The following is an 18,576-nucleotide window of genomic DNA, read 5'->3' as shown; positions in this document are numbered from 1 at the left end:
CTATATGAAAAATCCTGCCATGATCGCGGCCAATAGCACGACGAAGCCGCTCAATTGAATGACTTGCATTCTCTTCGCTTTGCTCTCTAGATCTTGTCTAATGGAATGGTCATTTTCTCGAATTAGCTCATTTACCGACTGTATAGAATGGCTTAGTTCACTGATTTGCGATGTTATATGATTCTGACTTTGCTGTAAATCCTTCATTTGCTGATGGAGCGCATTCCTGGCTACGGTCACCAACTGTGTTAGCTTTTTTTCAGCCTGCTCCAGGGCATTCCGATGAATGTGAATGGCCTGGTCATGCTGCTCCTTAAGCATAAACATGAATTTCCTGTCGCTCTCGTTCATTTCGCTTGCGGACTGCTTCAGCCTTTCAAGTTCGGCTGATAACTTAACCGTCGATTCCTTCGCCAGCTTAGCGATTTCATCCCTCACCTTGCTTTCCATTTGACTGATCTGCAGAGAGGTTTTTTCGGTGCTCACGAAAACGCAATGCTCAATCTGCCTTTCCAGCTCTACTAACGATTTCTCAGCCACTTGAGCGGCATCCATCATATTTGAATGTAGCACCATGCTAGCTTCATGAATATGAATAAGCGATTTTTCCACGTTCGTCGTCATTCTTCAAGCCCCTCTAGTCCATTGATTAGGTGATATTAAGGAAATAATATAAACAAAAGACTGCCTATCAATAGCAGCCTTTTTGACATGGGTATTTATCCCTATAAAACCATGATACGACATGATTAATAGTATTGTCGACTATAAAAAATGACAATAATTCAGCTAACATATGTAAATGGGCCTGATTACAAACGACTATTTCCGTCTTAAGGCTGACAACAAAAAAATCCTTTATAGGAACACGCTGGCAGGGGCGGCAAGAAAAAGCCTTGGTCAAATGGCGGCCATCCATTAATCGGCCCAGATTGGTAACGGTCTAGTATAATAATATATCGATCCTATTTATTCAATCGTATCATCAGTACCCTTTTCAGGCGTCGTCTTCGCTCCTCCAATGTCATTTCGATCGCATACTTTTTTTGATTTTCAATTGATGTCATATGATGTTCACGCTCCTTTATTGACGAAAATTATTTTCAATATTAATATTTTTATTAAGATAATAATTTCCAATATAATTAGCCCATTTTTTCAGTCTATGTAAATTCGCCCTAACATTGCGACGTAGGAGGAAATGAAAGATGACGACAGCACCAGACAAAAATATCATCGTAACGAACCAGCCAACTAGAGAACAGCTTGAAAAGATTTACGATATTTTAGATAAATGCTTTTCAGTAGGCCGAGTTTTTTTCCAAGAAAGATTAGACCTCGACAGCGCATATGAGCCAGATACAACATGGTTTGCGATGGTCGACGGTAAGATTGCTGCTAATGTACAAATTTTTCCTCTTTCTATTAGAGTCGGTCAAGCGATCTTGAAAACGGGTGCAATGGGCAGCGTCGGTACAGATCCAAATTATCGCGGAATGGGACTTGCGCACAAAATTCTTAATGCGCAAACAGACTACATGAAAGAAACCAATTATGATATAAGTTTACTTCTGGCTAGTAAGCATGCGTTTTATGAAAAGGTTGGCTGGAGGCTTATTCCCGAGACTGCTTACGCCATTGAAAAGCAAGCAAGCTTCGAGCAGCAAAGCAGTTACGAAATCATTCCTTTTGAACCTCGTTATCTTAATGATATCCGTTTCATATATGAACAGTTCAATCAGAATCGCACCTATACCGTAGTCCGTAATGAAACATACTGGAATGATCTAATAAGCTGGCCGGAATGGAAAAAAGCAGACTGTCTGCTTCTTCACAGAAATAAAAAAATTGTAGCTTATGGCATTATTGAAAAGAAGGATACTGAACAAGTATTTATCAATGAATTCATGTATTTGAACGAGGCCGCGGACGGTGTTGAACACTTATTTCATGCCTTATGCCAGCTGCGCCCAAATGCAAAGCAAATATTAGCGATGCTGCCAGAGGATCATAAGCTATATTCCTATTATCAACAACATCAAGCACAATCCATTCAAATTAATTCGGCGATGTGGAAAATGATCAATCTACATTCTACATTCCAAAAGCTTCAGCCTGAATTGGAACATCGTCTTAACGGTAATGACTTGATGGCAGATCAAGAACTGTACATAGCGCTTCAATGCGGAGAGGATCATATATACCTTGATTACAAGCAGAAGCGGCTTTCCATTTCCGATGTTAGTCATGCTCAATCCTATGTTCCGATAGAAGTGGATGAACGTAATCTGATGACTTATATGATGTTCGGCTATAATGCGGCAGGCGCAACAAAGGATAGCGTTGAACATGCTAACATTTTGCAAGCTCTATTCCCGAAACAGCAGGCCGTGTTTTATTTGACCGACAAATTTTAAGCCATTTTCATTTCGACTGATGTTGCTTAATGGCTTATAAAAAAGGGGTGTGTCGCAAGTCCAAAACTGCTCGGACTTATGACACACCCTTATTTCGCATAACGCTAACTATTAATCGTTATTCATTTTTGATCTTCCTAACAAAACAGCACCATAGGCTGCATCCTTAATCGGCAAGATCAGCTTTGTTTGCGGGTAGCTTTGAGCAAGCTTTCGCTCTAATGCATCTTTTACGAAACGAGATTTTTGCAGCACGCTTCCTGCAATTGCAATCGGACTTTTATATAACTCTAGCCGCTCAATAACAGGCACCACAAGCTCAAATAGACTGGCTCCACATTGCTCCGCTAGCTCTAGCGCCTGCGCATCCCCCTTCTCGCATGCTGTCGTCATAATCGGTGCGAGCTGCGCAATATCTTTTTTTGTTGTATTTTTATGATAGACAAAGCCAATAATCTCTTTCACAGTACTTAGCCCAAGCTGCTCGTATACTAGCGCTGGAATGATCGTATTCGTTTTTCTTCCGTCCTCTGCTTGAACCAAAATGGACAAGAGATCACGCCCAATGCAATAGCCGCTTCCCTCGTCATCAATTAGATGGCCAAAGCCTCCTGTGCGATGCTGCTCTCCCTTTTCATTCACCCCAAAGCAAATCGATCCTGTACCGGCAATGAGAATAATGCCTTGCATCGCATTTTGTGCTCCGTATAATGCTGTTTCTTGATCACCAGTAATCGTTAATGGCCCCATGTAATCATTATCTCTCACATGCTTCTCCAAAAAACGGGCTACTAACGGATTACTTACTCCTGCCGCTCCTATACATATATGAGTAACTTCCTCTAAATTGGTGCAGTAGAGCTTCGTTCGATTAAAAATTTCCTCAAAGGAGGCAGCAATAGCATCAGCATCACCACCATTATAATTAATAGGCCCTACAGTAAAGGTTAATAAAGCATCTTCCTGGTCATGGGTAATTGTGACAGCTGTCTTGGTGCCGCCCCCATCAATTCCAACGATATATGCCATACTCATGTCCCCCTAAAGCTGAATCGTAATGTTGGCAGTTGGTGTAAGCTCACCATTTAGGATTGGAATGAGTGATTTGAATGCATCTAATGTATACTCAAATGCTGCAATTCCGCAGAACTCACCTTCGATTAATGTTAAATCATAGGGTCTGCCTAATGTAATTGCCGTTACTTTACAGTCTGCTGCCAACAGCTTCTGTACAAGCGCAAGCTGACCTTTGTTTTCACGCGCATTGAACAAGCCGATTACAACATGCTTGCAGCCTTCAACCTTTTGCAGCGCAGCGTTAACTTGCTCCTCGCTCGGATCAATGTCGATAATCTCATACGCTGCATGAAAATGCTCACCCATATATTGCGGGAAGCTAAGATCTTGATTCACGCTGCTGGATGCAAGATCGGTGCGATAGGAATAGGAGCCCATAAATAATACCTGCTCATCACCTGTTTGAATGGGCTCAATCTCACCTTTAATGCGGCAGATCGTTTCCGTACGCATCAGATCATTCGCACGGCGATGCACATCGCAGCCAACTATCTCGTAATCCAGCTCCTCAATAGCCGCATATTGGGCTTTATAAGCTAAAATTTTTGCAACAGCTGTATCAATAACCGCTTCATCCAAATCACCGATTGCTACAGCTTCTTCTATCAAATGAATCGCTTCTTTAACCGTTTTAGGCGTATGACTAATGAATACCAAATCAATACCTGCTTTAACGGCTCCTAACGCTCCTTTTGCAGTACCATAATAGCGTTTAATCGCATCCATTTCCAAACAATCCGATACAACTAAACCTTTATATCCTAATTTCTCTTTTAATATCTCTGTAATAATCGTATAAGACATCGTTCCCGGCACGCCGGACTTTTCGATTTGCGGGAATAAAATATGTGCGCTCATAATGGCCTGAGCGCCTTGCTCGATTGCAGCCTTAAACGGCAGCAGTTCAAGCTGCTCTAATTCCTCAAGCGTTTTATCAATCGTAGGCAAGCCAATATGTGAATCGACATTTGTATCGCCATGACCTGGAAAATGCTTAAGCGAGGACATTACGCCTCCATCCTGCAATCCCTTCATCATTTGGATCCCGTACTGTGATACCTTCCGGGCAGAATCCCCATAAGAGCGAACGTTGATAACGGGATTCAAGGCATTATTGTTAATGTCCATCACTGGCGCAAGATTGAAATTAATACCTAATGCTTTCAATTCTCTGGCAGTCATTCTACCTGCTGCATACGCATTTTCAGGTCGTCCTGAAGAAGCAATGGCCATTGCTCCAGCAACATTTGTCGCGTCCTTAGGCATTCGAGTAACTCGACCGCCCTCTTGGTCAATCGTAATAAAGCCTGGGATGCCTGTATGTGTCGTGAACCATTGCTGCAACTCAGTTACAAGCCCACCTAATTGATATTTATTTTCGATATTATGTGAAAATAAAATAATATTTCCAACTTTATACTGCTCGATTACTTCCTTCAGCTCAGGAGATATCTCAGTTGTTGGGAAGCCTGTTACGAACATTTGCCCGATCTTTTCGCGCAAGCTCATTTGTTCTATTGTTTTCATCCATTGCTCACCATCCACTAGCGATATAAATGATATTGCTGTTTCATTTCTGCAAATTGCTTGCTTTCCTCTGCAAACTGTTCAAGCAGCTGCTTTGCTTGAATATTTTCCGTACGATACATGCTGTCTCCGCCCAGCAAATCGATAAATGGGCGTGAGCCCTCTTTCACAGGAGGCAGGAATGAAAATGGCTCATACAAATCTCTTATCGTGAATAATAAGGTTACGCCAACCTCTAAGGGCTTCATCATTTGGAAGTCCGTAATATATATTTGTACCCCGCCACATAGCTCGCCAGTATGCTTAGATGTCGCCGGCTTGAAATGAACAGGACGGAAATGCACACCTGGAATTCGTTTGGCGTTCATCTCATCTGCCAATTGCTGCGCTTGAATGAAGGGAGCGCCAATCATTTCAAATGGGAACGATGTACCGCGTCCTTCGGAGCAGTTTGTACCCTCAAATAAGCATGTACCTGTATATAATAACGCTGTTTCATATCGCGGCATCCCAAGTGAAGGATGAACCCAAGTTAATTCTGTATCCGGGAAGGACATGCTCCGTTCCCAGCCTTCCAAACGAACGACATGAAGCGATGCATTCCAATTCATTTGATCATTTGCCATCATTGCTACTTCACCTGCTGTTAGGCCGTATCGAACAGCTAGCTCGTAATTTCCAACAAATGATTTGAAGTTAGGCTTTAAAATATTCCCTTCCACGTCTACCCCGTTAAGCGGATTCACACGATCAAGAACAACAAATTCCACGCCTGCCTTAGCACAATCTTCAAGTGCATACAGCATCGTATAAATAAATGTGTAATACCGTACACCAACATCTTGAATATCGTACACAACGATATCTACTTCATCCAGCATTTCCTTTGTTAAACGCTTGGAGTCTTTACGGTATAAGCTATAGACCGGAACATTCGTAAAAGGATCCATATACGTCTCTACTAGTGCCCCTGCATCCAAATCTCCGCGAACACCATGCTCAGGTGAAAACATCGCAGTAAGATTAAAGTTTTCATGTAAAATTGTAATCGTTGATTCAAAATCTTTTGTAAGCCCTGTCGGTGTCGTAATTAACCCTACGCGCTTACCCTCAAACAAATGACGATACTTCGTAATAGAATCGATTCCATTTAACACCATTTAAAGTTGCCTCCTAGCTGATCTCTTGCTGTTACCAAAGACTAGATTGTCTAACCTTCATCGTTTCAGCAGGCACCATAAAGGCTTCTGCATATGTTTTTCTTGCTTCACAGCCGCGAATAACTGCTAATGCTTTATAGTAATCCATATATTTGAAAGATTTGCTATTCGTCACAAACCAATGTTTGCTTAAAGCATCAATCCATAGATCATATGCCGCTTGATCGAAATCCACGTATAGGTAAGGGACATAATCAACAGCATCTTCCCAGTTTTCGGAATAATATAGTCTTGCTGCAAAGTGAGCAGGAAGATCCCGTTCAAAGGATGACAGGCTTGCGAAAAAACGAGCATCGTTAACGATATGATGCGTTAGCGCATGATCCTTATGCATACTGTTTTTCCAATGTGTAATAATAATGTTTGGCTTCACGCGACGAATAACATCACAAACCTCCATACGAACTTGTTGATTGTCAGGCAGCTCCCCGTCACAATAATCAAATACAATGGCTTCACCGCCAAGCCTATCAGCAAATACTTCCGCCTCTTTCACTTTTTGCTGACGGTATTCCTCCATATCCTGTCCTGCTGGCACACCTCTTTCACCTGCAGTTAATGCTAGTGTCACAATGCGGTCTCCCTTTAAACTATGACTAGCCAGTACACCACCGGATGCTAGTTCCACATCACCAACATGCGCTCCAATTGCTAATACGGTTAATTTTTCGCTCATCTTTATAGTTCCCTCCGCAATATAGAAAATTGTTTTTCAATATTAAATCCTGCTTTTTGATAGATTCGAAGAGCCGGATTATTACTGCCAGTGAATAAAGAAATATATTGACAGCCCGCATTTTGAAAAGCTTCGACCATTCGGAAAAATAATACACTGCCGAGACCATGACCCTCATGCTCTGGGTGAACACCGATACCGCAAAAAAATGCTCGACCATTGGATTGTGAAATAATCGGACCTGCAAAGCCAACAACCTCGTTCCCATTCACAGCTACTACGAGAGGTGCGCCATCCTTCACACACGATACAACATCCTTTTCCCACTGCGGATTTTGCAGGGCAGCAAGCGTTGCTTCAAGCCCATTATGCAAAGCAGGGGCATAAGGAGTAACATGATAGCCTTTACGATTTGCTTTATCTTCTTTGCTTATCATATCTTCAGGAACAGTAAAGTTTCCGAGTCTTAAGTACATGCCGCATTGCGTCGCTCGATCCACGTATCCTCTAGCGATTAAAGCGTCGTATAATGGCTGGTCCTTACTGATGCCTGGGGCATTATTGTGCTCATGCTGCGGCGCACTTGGAATATTCCATTTCAGCTTAATGGGGTTAAAAAACAATACTTCCGCTTGGCTTTTCCCAAGTTGTTGGAATCTTTTTTCTATACCTAATAGAAAAGCATCGTAAAGTTCTAGAAAAGCGACATCGGCATCAATAATAACACTCGTAATATAGCCGGCCACATCTCCAAGCGGGAGATCATCACCAGTACAGCCAGCTGCAAAACCAACAATACCTTTTTCATTACAGCCTACCCATATACATTGAGCATCGAAATAAGGATGATCAATGAATGTGTCTTGAAACTCTCGCTCTGCAAATGATTTGTAGTCATATTTTGTAGCCTCTCGATTCCAAAGCTCTACAACTGCAGAAAGATCTTCCATTGAAAAGGGTCTGATTTGCATCATTCAAACCTCCTGTGAACGTCCAAGATAGGGCCAAGAAATTTTGCCCATTACTACTGGCTGAGAAGCTCCAGTTACTGGTGGAATATTGTTTGGCAAGCGCTTCATCGTATAATACGCTAGCACAGCAAAAGCAATTGCTTCCTTAGCATCACTATTGCCTCCGATATCCTCCTGCGTCAGCACCTGCACCTTATAGGGTGCAAATAATTGCTGCAAATCAAGCAATAACGTTTTGTTATAGCTACCACCGCCACCAATTAACAATTGCTGAGCTTGATACTGTGGCGCAATATAACGTTCATAGCTATCGACGATGCTCCATGCTGTTAAGTGTGTAGCTGTTGCAATAACGTCTTCAGCTTTCCAGTTATTAGCCTCCATCAATTCATTAATTAGTGCAACGTATTGTTTACCAAATCGTTCTCTGCCTGTCGATTTCGGCAAAGGCATCGTATAATATTCATCTTGCTGCATCCATTTCAAAAGCTCATCAATCACTTGACCGCTCGCAGCAATTCCACCGCCAACATCCATCGTCATTGGCGCATATAATTGCGATACAAGCCCATCGATAATCATATTTCCAGGACCAGTATCAAAAGCAAATACCTGTTCCGGCGAGGCATTTGCAGGAAGAACAGTCACATTTCCTATTCCTCCAATGTTTTGCAGCAGAAGTGTTTTCTCTGGATTGTTAAACAATAAATATTCAGTAAATGGTACTAACGGCGCTCCTTGTCCGCCCATTGCCATGTCAGCGACTCGAAGGTCTGATACGCAAGGAATTCCTGTGCGATTCGCGATAACTGCACCATCGCCAATTTGAACCGTACAATGCAGGTTATATCCGTCCATAATATTCTCTTCCGGTGCATGATAGATCGTTTGACCATGTGATCCTACTGCAAATATTTGTGATGGCGCAAGTCCACATTTCCCTATAACGGATAATGTGGCTTGGGCGTATAATTCACCAAGCCACATATTCAATGTGCCAACCTTATCAATCGTAGCGTTAGCCAGATCAAAAAGCTCAAATATTGCGTTTCTAACTTGCATCGGAAAAGGAGTGTTCTCAAAAGCCAGTAATTCAATCTCTACTCCATGCTCTTTTTCCGGCATTGGAGAAAGTTTAATTACCGCTGCATCAATACCATCTACTGATGTACCAGACATCAAGCCAACCAAGTATGTTACTTCGACTTTTGATTGTTTGTCCATTAACCTTTCACCGCTCCAACCGTTACCCCTTCAAGGAAGTATTTTTGTAAACTGAAGAACAAAATAAACATTGGAACTGCAGAAATGGTTGCACCTGCCATCATTGGTGCAAAGTAAGTAGTATTCGCAAAGCGGAAGTTTTTCAAGCCAACCTGAATCGTTTGCATATCCATTGTATTCGTTACTAGGAATGGCCAGAAGAAGTCATTCCATGCTGCCATGAACGTTAGGATAGCTAGTACGGCCATCACTGTTTTGGATAGAGGCATAATGATATGCCAGTAGATTTTAGGTTGAGAACAACCTTCGATTTTAGCAGCCTCAATAATTTCAACTGGAATGGAAGACATGAACTGCTTAACCAAGAAAATGTTATACACCGTTACTATGCTTGGCATAATCAACGCTGTATACGTATTTTGTAATTCAAAAATATTTACGATCAATATATATAGTGGAACCTGTGTTACTTGACCAGGTATCATCATAGATCCTAGCAAAATAGCGAACAAAATGTTTTTCCCTTTAAATCTCATTTTTGCAAAAGCATATCCTGCAAGTGTAGCAAAGAATACGTTAGATACCGTAATACACGCTGCCACAATAAATGAGTTCATTAACCAATCCCATGAATGTGGGCTGAAATTAAAGAAGAATTTATATGATTCAAATGAAATCTTCGACGGGATGATAGAATAGCTCATTGCACCGGCTTCTACCGGATCACCGAACGAGGAAATGATCATAAAGTAAATCGGGAAAATGGTAGCTGCGGCAAATAGGATAAGGAACGTAATGATTAGACCATTACGGACGAACAGATACCCTTTGCTTCTTATGTTATTGTTGAACAAACCCATAGTATCCTGCCCCTTTCCTAGTATTCTATATCTTTACCCAAAAACTTAAATTGAAGATATGAAATAAATGCGATAATCGCTGCTAGAAGTAATGATTGTGCTGCTGCCTCACCAAACTCAAAATATGTGAACGCATTGTTAAATATTAACAATCCTACCATTGTTGTTGCATGGTCTGGTCCACCGCCTGTCATAAGATAAGCGTTTTGGAATACTTGGAAGGAACCAATGACACCTGTAACAAGTAGGAATAGCGTTGTTGGCTTAAGGAAAGGAACGACGATAAACCAAAGCTTTTGCAAGAAAGTCGCGCCGTCAATTTCAGCTGCTTCATAATAGCTGTTATCAATACCGAGTAATGCAGCTAGATAGATAATTATGGCTGTACCATGACTTGATAGCCACGACATTAATACAAGTGAAAACATGGCAGTTGCACTGGAACCAAGCCAGTTTTGATTCGTAATTCCAAAAAATCCTACAACCTGATTGGCAATACCTGATTTTAACGGATCGAAAATCCACAGCCATACAACAGCAAGCGCTACACCTGATGCTACAGCTGGCAAGTAATATATTGCTTTAAAGATTGTTTGTGTTCTTTTCTTGAAAGGTATAATCAAAATTGCAATTAAGAATGATAGAAAAATATTAAATGGAACAGTTAGTAGCGTATACACTAATGTGTTTCTCAATGCTTTCCAGAAAAGTTCATCTGAAAATGAGTTAACGAAGTTTTCCAGGCCGACATAAGTGGACCCTAATGGACGATATTCTTGTAAGCTGATAATAAAAGCATTAATTACTGGATATGCGGTAAATAAAGAAAACGCAATAAGTGCTACTGCGATAAACGCGTATCCCCAACCTGTGTCACTTTCGAGTTTCAATTTTTTTCTTTTTGTCAACGTTTGATTCATTGGGTCGCACCTCTCTTCTTAAAAAAGTACAAGCACTAGACTAAATTTAGAAGGAAAGCTGTACGTTCTAGCTACGTACAGCTTTCACATGCTCATTTATGACAGACTAGTCAACTACAATACCATCTTCACCGAAGGATTTAATTGCTGCTTCTTTAACTGCATCATACATTTTTTGTGGAGTAATCTCGTTTGCAAGTAATGCTTGTAGTTTAGGAATGATGACTTCCGTTTCAATTTTAATGGCTTCAGCAGCTAGATCAGTTGGGATATCTGTACGAGCTGGAACAGCTTTAGACATCATGATTTGGTCTGCTTTAACGTTATCTTCATTACGAGGATATTCTTCAAGCACTGCAGCATTACGTGCAGATTCTGTAATTGGTGTTAAGAACAGCTCATTACTGTAGTTAGCCGCAATTGATCCGGAAGATAGGAAATTAATGGCTAAACCAATATTTTTAACATGCTCTTCAGTAGGATCTTTTTTGCCACGAAGCCCAATGTAACCATCAACAACAGCTGTAGGAATGTAATCAGCACTGTTAAATGTAGGAACAGGAAGCGCAATGTATTCAGCTTCGATTGAATCCGCTACTGCAGAACCATCATTTGCTTTAATTTTTTCATTGTTTAGACGAGCAGAGTTTTCAAAGCTCGCTAGACCTTTACCGGTGATCATGGTTTGACCAGTTAAGAACATGTTCCAACGCTTACCTGCATCGATAGAGCTTAGTTCTTTAGGCATTGAGCCATCATCGATCATTTGACGGATACTTTCAAGTAGACCTAAGAAGTTTTTGCTTGTGTAAGAGAACTTAAGGTTTTCATCAAAGTAGTCTGGCAAACCAGCCGATTTAGCCATAATACCTAGATAGTCCTTAGATGTAACACCAGATGTTGCGAAAACGAAACCGTATTGCGTTGTTTCGCCTTTATCGTTTTTAACAACACCTTTACGAATTGCATCGCGGAATTGTTCATATGTCCAACCGTTTTGTTGAACATTTTTCCAGTCGATACCAGCTTTCTCTAAGAACTGTTTGTTACCACCGATAGAATGAATGGCCAAGTACGCAGGCAGGCCATATTGAGAATCGCCCAATTGGAAGTATTTCATTGCAACTTCATCATAATCTGCTTTAACTTCATCTGAAAGTGCAGCATTAAGGTCAATTAGAACGTTTAGTGCTGCATATTTAGAGATTCCTGCAGAACCAACCCAAGCGACATCTGGAGGAGAACCCGCATTTACTTGAGTATCAAGTTTTTGTGTCATATCTTCCCAGCTCGCTGGTTCGATTTTCAAAGTTAGGTGTGGATACAATTCATTAAATTCTTTTTCCATATCGGCAAAACGTGCTTGGTAGTTAGCCGATACTGGAGGTAATAATGCAGTAATCGTATCTTTTTTGGGCTCAGAGCCACTGTTGCTGCTGCCTGTTTTTCCGGAATTCGTAGAATCTGGATTGTTATTTCCGTTTCCTCCACAAGCGGATAATAGTGATAACATCATGATTACTGACAAAAATAGAGTTAATACACGTGATCTTTTTTTCATCGATAGTAGCCTCCTCAATTTTTAAAAGCATCAATCTAGTTATTCCATTTCTTTTCCACCTAAGCCAATGACGAGATTGCTTGTTTCAAGCGTCCTCCATTCGCGTTAAGTGCTTGTTCTGCTTCCTTTGCATCTAACCCCGTTTTAATCATCATTATTGCCAACTTACAATTCATAGATGCTTTTTCAAGTGTTTCTGCGGCGGTTGATGTGTCTACACCAGTCGTATTCATAATAATACGGACTGAGCGATCTACTAGCTTAAAATTACTTGCCTTTAGATCAACCATTAAGTTATTATACGTTTTCCCTAACTTGACCATTGTGCATGTTGTCAGCATATTAAGCACCAGCTTTTGAGCAGTTCCTGCCTTTAATCGAGTCGAGCCGCTAATGACCTCCGGCCCTACAACGGGTGAAATACAAACATCTACAATTGGTTCAAACTTTGAGCCTTTGTTGTTACAAACACCGATAGTGGCTGCTCCATGCTCCTTTGCTTTCGTTAAAGCTGCAATAACATAGTTTGCACTGCCGCTTGCCGAAATCCCAATAAGTACATCTTTGTTTGTTACACCGATGCTTTCGATTAATGCGATCCCTTCATCAACATCGTCTTCACAGCCTTCAACCGCGCTACGCAAAGCAATATCACCACCAGCGATATAACCCTGTACTAAGGAAGGATCTGTGCCAAAGGTAGGAGGACATTCTGAAGCATCCAAAACACCTAATCTTCCTGATGTGCCAGCTCCTATATAAAACATTCTTCCACCATTAGACAACCTATGGTGTAGAACATCTACCGCCTTTGCAATCTGCGGAATTTCCGCAGCTATGGCTGCGGAGACCAGAGCATCTTGTTGATTCATTAACTGGACCATTTGCTCCGTCGTACATTCATCAATCATTAATGTGTCTGGATTCACAGCCTCTGTAGTTAATCCCGCAAGGTAATCATTCATAGTCATCCTCCTTCTTGTTAGTTAAATTTCACATATAATTTACGGGATGTGTTAGGTAAATTCACATGAATTATTTTTTCATACTAATACATTACCCTCAATCCGTCAATAGATTTTGAAATAAAATTTCAATAAGAAATAATATTCTGATTTTTTATTCCAATATCTTATACACTCTGTTATATCACATTTATAAACCGCTTACAAGGTGCTATTTAAATTTTCGTTAACCGCTTACAATACTATCGTTATAGCATTCCTGAAAAAGGAAAACGCTGTCTTATATGCTGATTGCCGATCCAAATGAAGCATGAAATTACACAATCACTGATCAACCGGTAGACGTTTTGCCTACAATTTTTATTAATTTTCTACATTAAATAGTGTGCTAAGCTTTCAATTGTCGAATTAAACTAATCAGTATATTGCTAAAATTAAAAGCAATCACTATGTAGCTAATCTGACATAGATTGAGAAATACTATGTTAGATATAAAAATAAGTGCTTTAAATACAAAAAGAAAGCAATGATCTATGATCAATGCTTTCTTCCAAATTCATTCCATCAGAATCTAATATCTGAGTTTTTTCTTCAATATATTATGTGTTTTTGTTAAGTAGGTTTTTACTTCCTCATATTCTGCACTTGCGACACCAGCAAATAATATGTCGATGATCGTAAGCATAGCAATACGTGAGCCCATAGCGCCACTGCGAATTGTTATTTCAGGTGTAGATATGCTAAGAACAATATCCGCTCGCACTGCAAGCTCACTTTTATTGTACTTCGTAATCGCAATACATTTCGCTTTGTTCTTTTGAGCAATTATCAGCGCATCAATAATATCACTAGTTGCTCCAGAGTTAGAAATGAAAATGGCAACATCATCTTTCTCAAGTAAAGTTGCTGCTGTGAGCTGACTATGACCATCCGTATAGGCATGACACATCTTATTAATTCGTGAGAACTTCTGTTCCCCGTCCATACAAACTATTCCTGAGGCACCTATTCCAAAGAAAACAATTCGTTTGCTATGACATAGTAATTCTACAGCTCTTGCAATTTCTTTTCGGTCAATGACACTAAGCGTGTCCTCAATGGACTTGCAATTATTCAATGAAATATTTGAAATAATTGTCGAGAGATCATCGCCCGGCTGAATATCGGTATATTGAGCCTTTGGATCCTCATCACGAGAACCCAAAGAAGCTGATATACTCACAATAAAATTGCGGTATCCGCTGTAACCCATCGTCTTACAGAAACGAAGGACAGATGCATCACTTGTTTTACTCGATTGAGCCAATTCCTTAATCGATAGATGAGGGATTTCTTCCTTATTTTCTAAAATATAATCTCCAACCAATCGTTCAACTGGAGTAAAACTTTCTCTCATTTCACGAATCTTAATTAATATGTTGTCATTTAAACTCATAATCTACCTACTCAAGATTTAATTAACACCTTCAATATTATCATAAACAATATAGACAACCTATTTCAATAGCAAAGAACATTTTGGCACACTAAAAATTAATATTATTACTCTGATAAAATCATTCGATCATGTAAAAAATCAACGATATGCATCGCCTTCATCGTCTGATCGGGTTTATGCTTTTCAATTCCAAGCTTCATTTGAAGCAGACAGCCTGGATTACTCGTTAGCATAAAGCTTGCTTGTGTGTTGTTCGCATGCTCCATTTTGTGCTCAAGGATGGAACCTGCCATCTCAGGCTGTACGACATTGTATATGCCAGCAGAGCCGCAGCAGCGATCAGATTCGACCATTTCAACATATTCAGCGTTAACTATTTGCTTTATTAATATACGCGGGGCGCTCGAGCCTTTCATTACATTGCGCAGATGACAGGAGTCCTGATACGTCACTTTAATTTTCTCAGCTTGTAGAGAACTTTCTTTTTGTGCAAATTTCGGTACACGTCCCTTTTCTACAACCAATGCGCTGACATCGACCACTCTTGAAGCAAACCACTTTGCTGACTCACGATACTTTTCATCATCCCGCATAAGATGGTCATATTCAACGAGCAGCGCACCACAACCGCCTGCATTTGATACAATGTAGTCGACATTAAGCTGTTTGAATATATCGATATTCACAGCTGCCAGTTCTCTAGCGTCGTTCATTTCTCCACTATGAGCATGTAGCGCACCACAGCATACCTGACTTTCAGGAATGTATACGTCAAAGCCCGCAGCAGACAGCAGCTCAACGGTATTCACATTCGTATCTGCGAACATAACATCCATGATACAACCGCGGAACATCGCAACTTTGGCGATTGCTTCACCCTTTGCCGGATAAAAAGTACCGAGACGCTCAACTACACCCTTAGAACTGGCGGATGGCAAAATAGCTTCCATCTCAGATAATTGCTTAGGAAACAGCTTCATTACACCTGTTGATTGCGCTACTTTTTGCAAGCCGGATTTTTGATAGAGCGCAAGCGAACCTCCAAGGAGCTTCAAGCTGCCACGCTTCGGAAATAAATTTTTGAATACCGTCTTACGAATAACTTTAATAGGCAATGAATGAGTTGCGTGCTCCTCGATCGCTTCCTTCGTCTGTTCAATTAATTGACCATACTTCACATCTGCCGGACAAGCTGGTTCACAAGCACGACAGCCTAAGCACAAGTTCATTTGATCTTGGAATTGCTGATCTGGAACCATTAGTCCATCGACAGCTGCCTTCATCATCGCAATGCGTCCACGTGGAGAGGCAGGCTCCATGCCTGTTTCATGGAATGTCGGACAAGCAGGCAAGCAGAAGCCGCATCGCATACAATTTGTTAACTGATCATAGTCAAGCTTCTCTAATAAAGTTCGAGCTAGAGGATTAGAATGCTCGATTACCGGTTTTCCCGAAGTACTAGCCATGCTGCACCACCACCCTCTTCTTCGTTTCCTTAGCAAAAATCTTACTTGGATTCAAAATATTCAATGGATCGAAAGCGCCTTTGATTCCTTTCATAACTTCAACTCCCGCTTCTCCAACCTTCCATTCCAAATAAGGAGCTTTCACAACGCCGACCCCATGCTCGCCAGTAATCGTGCCTCCGAGTTCGATTGCAGCTTCAAAAATTTCTGCAAATGCCTCCTCAACACGATGCACTTCTTCATGGTCACGCGCGTCAGTCGTTGCAGTTGGATGCAGATTTCCATCACCTGCATGCCCAAAGGTCGCTATATTCACATTGTATTTTTGGGCGATTGCATTTGTACGCAATATCATCTCCGCAATTTTAGAACGAGGTACGGTAGCATCCTCAAGTATCGTCGTCGGGCGAAGGCGAGCCAATGCGGTAAATGCGCTGCGTCTAGCTGTCAGCAGTTTTTCTGCTTCTTCACGATCCGCCGCTACATCAATTCGATCCGCCTGCTCTTCCTTGCAAATAAGTTGTATTTTTTCAATATCACGTTCAACCATTTCTGGTTCACCATCCTGCTCAATAATGAGGATCGCGGCCATATCTAGTGGCAAACCGATTTTCGCAAAATCATCAACAACCCGAATAGTTGGATTATCCAATATTTCTAATGTTGCTGGAATAATTTGATTTTTAATAATTTTAGATACCGTACGTGCTGCACCATAAATGTCTTTATACATCGCAACCATCGTTTTCTTTGTTTTTGGCTGTGGAATAAGCTTAAGAATCGCCTCTGTAATGACGGCAAGTGTTCCTTCTGAGCCTACTAATAGTTTCGTCAAATCATACCCAGCGACATCTTTAGTCAATTTTCCACCCGTACGGATGATTGAGCCATTTGCCAGCACAGCAGTTAAGCCAAGTACATAATCTTTCGTAGTTCCGTACTTTAAGCCTCTTAGACCACCTGAGCATTCAGCGATATTGCCGCCAATTGTAGAAATTTTCATACTGCTTGGATCTGGTGGATAGAACAGTCCCAACCCTTCAACATGTGTAATAAATTGGCCAGTAATTACACCAGGCTGGACAATAGCCGTTAAGTTTTCCATATCCACTTCAATCATTTTATTCATGCGGTGCATAACCATCACAATCCCGCCATGCAAGGGTACTGTACCACCACAAAGATTCGAACCCGAGCCTCTTGTTACAATCGGAATAAGATTGCTGTTAGCTATTTTCATAATTTCTGAAACTTGCTCTGTTGATTCTGGATAAATAACGCCATCAGGCAAAGCCTGTAACATCGGCGTTCCATCATAGGAATGTGCGATTAACGCCTCCTGATCTGTCCGAAAAAACTTTTCTCCTACAATCTCTCGTATTTGTTTAACTACAGCTTCATTCAACATGATCGATTCCTCCATAGTAAAAGTGAGCAGGTCATCTGATGACTTTATGTTGATTATAGTGTAATAAAGTTGTACAGTATAGTCTATAGTTGTATCTTCGGGAGGTTAAAAGCTCTATGCAGCCGATAAAGGTAGAAACTGAAAAAGGACATGAGCTTGTGCGAAGAGCCATTCTTTCACAAATTGAGGAAGGCCTCTTACAGCCTGGTCAAAAACTACCGTCCGTAGTTGACCTTAGTACCTCCTTTGGAGTAGGTCGCTCCACCATTCGTGAAGCATTGAGCGCATTAAAGGCTACAGGCTGGATAGATGTTAAGCATGGCGGAGGTACCTTTGTCAATAAAGTATTGCCTGCCTCACAAAGTAACTCGCGTGATCCATTCGAGGAATCGGAAAATGTAAAAGAGATACTGGAAGTTCGTATTTGGCTTGAAAGCGGTAGTGCTGCATTCGCTGCCCAGCGTCGAAATGATAAGGATATCGAGAGGTTAAAGCAAATTATTAAACAAATGGAGCAAGCGCTCAAAATGAACAATACGCAAATGAGTGAACATGCGGATATCGAATTTCATCTAGCTATAGCAGCTGCCTCACATAATGAACTGCTTAATACATTAATGAATTCACTTACTTGTAAGCTAACCGAAACAATGGGGAAAACTCGTCAGCTGTGGTTTTTCGAAGACAAGTCCTCTTCCACACTGCTCTTAAAAGAGCATCAATCCATATATGATGCAATATTAGCTCAAAATAGCGAGCTTGCCAGCCAGTTAATTCAAGCTCATTTGCATAAAGTCGAGAATGTACTGAAACGTAGAGCCATTCAAGATTAATTCTGTTCAATAT

Annotated in this window: 16 protein-coding genes; 2 read left to right on the top strand and 14 right to left on the bottom strand. The window is 40.9% G+C overall.

Translation table 11 applies throughout. The annotated features are described in order from the left end of the window. Window positions 1-624 (bottom strand): hypothetical protein, encoded by a 624-nt coding sequence (locus HI950_RS27355; protein ID WP_169087335.1) that lies wholly within the window; start codon window positions 622-624, stop codon window positions 1-3. A 584-nt stretch (window positions 625-1,208) separates the two neighbouring features. Between HI950_RS27355 and HI950_RS27350 the strand changes: the two genes are divergently transcribed. Beyond that, window positions 1,209-2,417, top strand: coding sequence for a GNAT family N-acetyltransferase (locus HI950_RS27350; protein ID WP_169087333.1), 1,209 nt, complete (start codon window positions 1,209-1,211; stop codon window positions 2,415-2,417). A 111-nt stretch (window positions 2,418-2,528) separates the two neighbouring features. Here HI950_RS27350 and HI950_RS27345 read toward each other — a convergent pair whose 3' ends face one another. The 13 genes from HI950_RS27345 to HI950_RS27285 form a co-directional block, all read right to left on the bottom strand. Beyond that, the gene (locus HI950_RS27345) at window positions 2,529-3,446 is read right to left on the bottom strand and encodes an N-acetylglucosamine kinase (protein ID WP_169087331.1); all 918 of its coding nucleotides are present in this window, start codon (window positions 3,444-3,446) and stop codon (window positions 2,529-2,531) included. A 12-nt stretch (window positions 3,447-3,458) separates the two neighbouring features. Next, window positions 3,459-5,021 carry a glycoside hydrolase family 3 protein gene (locus tag HI950_RS27340; protein ID WP_169087329.1) on the bottom strand — a complete coding sequence of 521 codons (1,563 nt, stop codon included), beginning with the start codon at window positions 5,019-5,021 and terminating at the stop codon, window positions 3,459-3,461. A gap of 17 nt (window positions 5,022-5,038) precedes the next feature. After that, entirely contained in the window at window positions 5,039-6,181 is a 1,143-nt protein-coding gene (locus tag HI950_RS27335) for an exo-beta-N-acetylmuramidase NamZ family protein (RefSeq protein WP_169087327.1), read from the bottom strand. A 31-nt stretch (window positions 6,182-6,212) separates the two neighbouring features. Continuing rightward, complete coding sequence (locus HI950_RS27330) at window positions 6,213-6,917, bottom strand: PIG-L deacetylase family protein (protein ID WP_169087325.1); 705 nt, start codon at window positions 6,915-6,917, stop codon at window positions 6,213-6,215. A gap of 2 nt (window positions 6,918-6,919) precedes the next feature. Next, window positions 6,920-7,891: a GNAT family N-acetyltransferase gene (locus HI950_RS27325; protein ID WP_223285530.1), complete on the bottom strand. Its 972-nt coding sequence runs from the start codon at window positions 7,889-7,891 to the stop codon at window positions 6,920-6,922. Then, a complete protein-coding gene (locus HI950_RS27320) occupies window positions 7,892-9,112 on the bottom strand; it encodes an anhydro-N-acetylmuramic acid kinase (RefSeq protein ID WP_169087323.1) in 1,221 nt (406 codons plus the stop codon). It abuts the gene before it with no gap. Beyond that, entirely contained in the window at window positions 9,112-9,972 is an 861-nt protein-coding gene (locus HI950_RS27315) for a carbohydrate ABC transporter permease (RefSeq protein ID WP_169087321.1), read from the bottom strand. Before HI950_RS27315 ends, HI950_RS27320 begins: the two co-directional genes overlap by 1 nt. A 17-nt stretch (window positions 9,973-9,989) precedes the next feature. Next, window positions 9,990-10,892 carry a carbohydrate ABC transporter permease gene (locus HI950_RS27310; RefSeq protein WP_169087319.1) on the bottom strand — a complete coding sequence of 301 codons (903 nt, stop codon included), beginning with the start codon at window positions 10,890-10,892 and terminating at the stop codon, window positions 9,990-9,992. 106 nt (window positions 10,893-10,998) lie between these two features. Beyond that, window positions 10,999-12,453 carry an ABC transporter substrate-binding protein gene (locus HI950_RS27305; protein ID WP_169087317.1) on the bottom strand — a complete coding sequence of 485 codons (1,455 nt, stop codon included), beginning with the start codon at window positions 12,451-12,453 and terminating at the stop codon, window positions 10,999-11,001. A gap of 59 nt (window positions 12,454-12,512) precedes the next feature. Beyond that, a complete protein-coding gene (gene murQ / locus HI950_RS27300; protein WP_169087315.1) occupies window positions 12,513-13,418 on the bottom strand; it encodes an N-acetylmuramic acid 6-phosphate etherase in 906 nt (301 codons plus the stop codon). Between the two features lie 571 nt (window positions 13,419-13,989). Further along, window positions 13,990-14,853, bottom strand: coding sequence for a MurR/RpiR family transcriptional regulator (locus tag HI950_RS27295; RefSeq protein ID WP_054026685.1), 864 nt, complete (start codon window positions 14,851-14,853; stop codon window positions 13,990-13,992). Between the two features lie 107 nt (window positions 14,854-14,960). Further along, on the bottom strand, window positions 14,961-16,322 hold the full coding sequence (locus HI950_RS27290; RefSeq protein ID WP_169087313.1) for a (Fe-S)-binding protein: 1,362 nt from the start codon (window positions 16,320-16,322) through the stop codon (window positions 14,961-14,963). After that, window positions 16,315-17,730, bottom strand: coding sequence for an FAD-binding oxidoreductase (locus tag HI950_RS27285; protein WP_169087311.1), 1,416 nt, complete (start codon window positions 17,728-17,730; stop codon window positions 16,315-16,317). Before HI950_RS27285 ends, HI950_RS27290 begins: the two co-directional genes overlap by 8 nt. A 116-nt stretch (window positions 17,731-17,846) precedes the next feature. Between HI950_RS27285 and HI950_RS27280 the strand changes: the two genes are divergently transcribed. After that, a complete protein-coding gene (locus HI950_RS27280; protein WP_169087309.1) occupies window positions 17,847-18,563 on the top strand; it encodes a FadR/GntR family transcriptional regulator in 717 nt (238 codons plus the stop codon). Window positions 18,564-18,576: the final 13 nt, after the last annotated feature.

The sequence above is a fragment of the Paenibacillus sp. PL91 genome (genome assembly GCF_012935325.2).
GTDB lineage: Bacteria > Bacillota > Bacilli > Paenibacillales > Paenibacillaceae > Pristimantibacillus.
This window is presented reverse-complemented; position numbering and strand designations above follow the sequence as displayed.

Bases quoted from the DNA above. Each gene is read 5' to 3' on its own strand.
- HI950_RS27355 (WP_169087335.1), bottom strand. From the start codon at position 624: ATGACGACGAACGTGGAAAAATCGCTTATTCATATTCATGAAGCTAGC.
- HI950_RS27335 (WP_169087327.1), bottom strand. From the start codon at position 6,181: ATGGTGTTAAATGGAATCGATTCTATTACGAAGTATCGTCATTTGTTT.
- HI950_RS27315 (WP_169087321.1), bottom strand. From the start codon at position 9,972: ATGGGTTTGTTCAACAATAACATAAGAAGCAAAGGGTATCTGTTCGTC.
- murQ (WP_169087315.1), bottom strand. From the start codon at position 13,418: ATGAATGATTACCTTGCGGGATTAACTACAGAGGCTGTGAATCCAGAC.
- HI950_RS27350 (WP_169087333.1), top strand. From the start codon at position 1,209: ATGACGACAGCACCAGACAAAAATATCATCGTAACGAACCAGCCAACT.
- HI950_RS27285 (WP_169087311.1), bottom strand. From the start codon at position 17,730: ATGTTGAATGAAGCTGTAGTTAAACAAATACGAGAGATTGTAGGAGAA.
- HI950_RS27330 (WP_169087325.1), bottom strand. From the start codon at position 6,917: ATGAGCGAAAAATTAACCGTATTAGCAATTGGAGCGCATGTTGGTGAT.
- HI950_RS27345 (WP_169087331.1), bottom strand. From the start codon at position 3,446: ATGGCATATATCGTTGGAATTGATGGGGGCGGCACCAAGACAGCTGTC.
- HI950_RS27305 (WP_169087317.1), bottom strand. From the start codon at position 12,453: ATGAAAAAAAGATCACGTGTATTAACTCTATTTTTGTCAGTAATCATG.
- HI950_RS27280 (WP_169087309.1), top strand. From the start codon at position 17,847: ATGCAGCCGATAAAGGTAGAAACTGAAAAAGGACATGAGCTTGTGCGA.
- HI950_RS27295 (WP_054026685.1), bottom strand. From the start codon at position 14,853: ATGAGTTTAAATGACAACATATTAATTAAGATTCGTGAAATGAGAGAA.
- HI950_RS27310 (WP_169087319.1), bottom strand. From the start codon at position 10,892: ATGAATCAAACGTTGACAAAAAGAAAAAAATTGAAACTCGAAAGTGAC.
- HI950_RS27290 (WP_169087313.1), bottom strand. From the start codon at position 16,322: ATGGCTAGTACTTCGGGAAAACCGGTAATCGAGCATTCTAATCCTCTA.
- HI950_RS27325 (WP_223285530.1), bottom strand. From the start codon at position 7,891: ATGATGCAAATCAGACCCTTTTCAATGGAAGATCTTTCTGCAGTTGTA.
- HI950_RS27340 (WP_169087329.1), bottom strand. From the start codon at position 5,021: ATGAAAACAATAGAACAAATGAGCTTGCGCGAAAAGATCGGGCAAATG.
- HI950_RS27320 (WP_169087323.1), bottom strand. From the start codon at position 9,112: ATGGACAAACAATCAAAAGTCGAAGTAACATACTTGGTTGGCTTGATG.